The sequence below is a fragment of the Sideroxydans sp. genome, from assembly GCF_054604835.1.
The window spans coordinates 1-2,919 of record NZ_JBTSFG010000024.1 but is presented as its reverse complement, the minus strand read 5'-3'; the positions used below and the strand labels follow the sequence as shown (position 1 = coordinate 2,919).

General features: G+C 56.5%; 4 protein-coding genes. All 4 read right to left on the bottom strand.

Translation table 11 applies throughout. From position 1 onward, the window contains the following. Positions 1-165: 165 nt before the first annotated feature. Positions 166-690, bottom strand: coding sequence for a DUF2726 domain-containing protein (locus ACYCZ5_RS13970; protein WP_461545415.1), 525 nt, complete (start codon positions 688-690; stop codon positions 166-168). A 13-nt stretch (positions 691-703) separates the two neighbouring features. Then, a complete protein-coding gene (locus tag ACYCZ5_RS13965; RefSeq protein ID WP_461545414.1) occupies positions 704-1,210 on the bottom strand; it encodes a metal-dependent hydrolase in 507 nt (168 codons plus the stop codon). 4 nt (positions 1,211-1,214) lie between these two features. After that, positions 1,215-1,814 carry a hypothetical protein gene (locus ACYCZ5_RS13960; RefSeq protein WP_461545413.1) on the bottom strand — a complete coding sequence of 200 codons (600 nt, stop codon included), beginning with the start codon at positions 1,812-1,814 and terminating at the stop codon, positions 1,215-1,217. 5 nt (positions 1,815-1,819) lie between these two features. Beyond that, the coding region (gene traD, locus ACYCZ5_RS13955; protein WP_461545412.1) for a conjugative transfer system coupling protein TraD at positions 1,820-2,919 on the bottom strand (1,100 nt) is incomplete at its 5' end.

Here is a 2,919-nt window from a genome sequence, read left to right as displayed (position 1 = left end):
TCATCAACCGGTGCTCCTCTCGGGTAACAAAAAAGCAATTCGCGGTATCTCTTGGGTCGAACTGCTGCCATCTCTGATTGGCTGGTGACGGGATCGCGCGATAGCGATAGCAATCATTCTTTTCAGCACAGCCTTTGCCGGTGCACATCGTAATGCTTGCCATGGTCACACCTTCGGACTATTCGCCAATTGTGCGAGGGCCGGATCGATCACCGACGACTTCGTGCCCTCTACTGCTTTTGCAATCTCGGCCGCGGTTGGCTTTTTCTTTGAATTGAAGCGCAGCGTCGCATATCCCGCCTGACTGGTCATTGCATCCCGTTTCCCGTCCTTTTCTGACGAATGCATGCGGTCATCCAGCTCGATCAGCACCACGATGTTCAGCGCTGCGTCGCACACCACGAAATCAACCATCTTCTGCGAGAACGTCCCACGAATGCGGTAATAGTTGCGCTTGTCCTGTCTGGTCACGGCTGGCTGCAGAATCGCCCCCATCGCTACTTGCGGGAACACATAGAAGTCCGGCAACGCCTCAATGAGACGCCCAAAGAACTCTTTTTCGTTGTTGGTCAGGATCGGCTTCTTCAAATACTCCGGCGCGCCTTTTGAACGTTGCGCCATCAGGCGCATCATCACCATGAATACGGCGATTATCAGAACCACAAAGACCACAAATAAGACTGTCGACATCAATTTCTCCCTTTCACTTGATAAAGATCCGCATGGCTGTCATGGCCACCCAGCCATACATCAGCAGCGCCAGAATGTACTCTCGGAAGTCGCCAGTGCACAACTTCAGCGGCGAGACGAACCGTCTTTTGCTGGGCCACAACAGCGGCACACCAGAGTTGGTCAGCCAATCGCCAAGCAGGTGCGAAAGATACCCGACCGCGATTCCAACCAGCACCGGTACCGCGATGCCTTCATGCCAATTGACCCGCTGAAACACCCACCACAGAAGGCCGGATAAGGCTACGACCGCGATCAAACTGTGCGTGATGCCTCGATGCCCGAAAATCGCCGATATTGGCAAGGAAAGCGGCAGGACGCGGCTTCCAAATGCGCTCTTCGGGTGATCGATGTCGGGTAGATAGCTCCCGGCCACGCCGCCAGACAGGACCAGCAGCGTTTGAATCGGTCCTGCGTGAAGATATTGGGCGACCAGTAGCGCAGAGGTGGCACCGGCAGCGGCATGGGTGAAGGCCATCATGATCTCAAATCCGCTTCTGCAGGTTACTCAGCCAGATCCAGCTTGCAACACCCATGGCCAGGATGGCCACCGGGGCAAATACGGCGGGAATCGGCGTCGGAAGGACCATCCATACCGCCACAAAGACGAGATTGGCGTTCGAGATGACCACGCCCATTCTGTGCTTCATCGGGGACTGCGATGAGAACCTGTGCATGCTGATCTCTCTCACGCCCCAGCCGTCCATCGAGAGCGCCATCACGAACGGCATCAGCGCAAAGAAGTACAGCAGCAGCATGTAGGCGCGGTAGGTGATGAGAGAGAACCACAGCCAGGTGACGATGACGCGCTCCTGCGCCCATCTTTTGACCGGCACCGGCAGTGATTCGGTGCCTTTGATCACGGAGGTCGAGTCTTTGATGATGTCCATGCTGCCGGATATGGACTGGGTGTAGATCCATCGGTCGGCATCCACACCGCCCATGCGCATCGAGAATTCGCGTTCGGACTGGAGTGAGCCCATCAGGTACTCCGGTGTCACCAGCGCCCACACGGCCAGCCCCCCCAGTATCGAAATAAACGCGAGGGTCGTTCCAAAGCTGCTCCTGTTCTTTTTTTCGGCCATCGTGTCTATTCCTTGTCCTGAAGTATCTTGATCTTGCCTTTGATGATCCGGCCACCCGATAGCTTCGCGAAGAAATGCAGCGGAGCGAGTTCGCCCAGAGTCGCGGGAGGAACGATGGGAGCCTCTTCTTCCATGACGGATTCTTGATAAGAGGATTTGTATTCGTCCTGAAGGTGCGCATCGGCACCGTGCCCGTAGCGCAAGCTAATGGATCTGTACTTGAACTTCGGCAGGCTGTCTGTGATGTACTTCTGCGTGTCGCCATCGGTCACGCGGAAGCAGATCAGGTTGTTGATGTTGCCCAGCACCTGTTTGGCCTTGTCCGCATCGCCAAGACGCGCCGGGAGGTCGGCAAAGGTCTGCATCGCCAAGGTGACACGGAAAAGTGCGCCACCGCCCTTGTTCATGAGCTGGATGGTGGGCTGGTTGATGACTTCAGCCGCTTCGTCGATGAACAGGTTCACCGGACGGATGGAGTCGATGCCGTAGTTGTATCGGTCACCGGCCACTGCGGTCAGGTCGGCCAACATGATGGAGCCGATGGCGCTCCCGACCGTTCCATCAGCCAAGCTATCCAGTCCGAGGTAGAGAACTTGGTTGTTGTTGATGATTTTGGCCATGTCGGTCGATTGCCGCTTGCCGCCCATTTCGGAGGTGGGTGACAGAAGATCCGCCAGCGGGTCGGAGGTGAGCATGGACAGGATCGGGATGAGCGAGGCGACCATCTTCTGGAAGTGGTCCCGGTTGTGCTCGAAGGTGGATATCAGGCCGTCCAAGTCAGATGACTGGGCTTCGTGGATGACAATCTGCTTGTAGAAGTCGATATAGGCTTCCAGAACCCGGTCTTTGTGCTTTTTGATGAATCCGCTCGATCTCGATTCCCAATCGGCCACGTGGTCAATGAAGTGGTGACGCAGGGTGTTGAGCACAAGGTTGTCCGCACCGCCCTCGATGTAGAGTTTGAGGTGCGCAAGATTCGGGCTGACGCCGGTGGCCACCAGTCCGTTTACGATGTCGTTGAGCACTTTCCAGCCGAATGCGGCGAACGGGTCAGCTCCGGTTTCGGATGGGATCAGGGCAGCAACACGGCTGGCCAGCTCTGTGC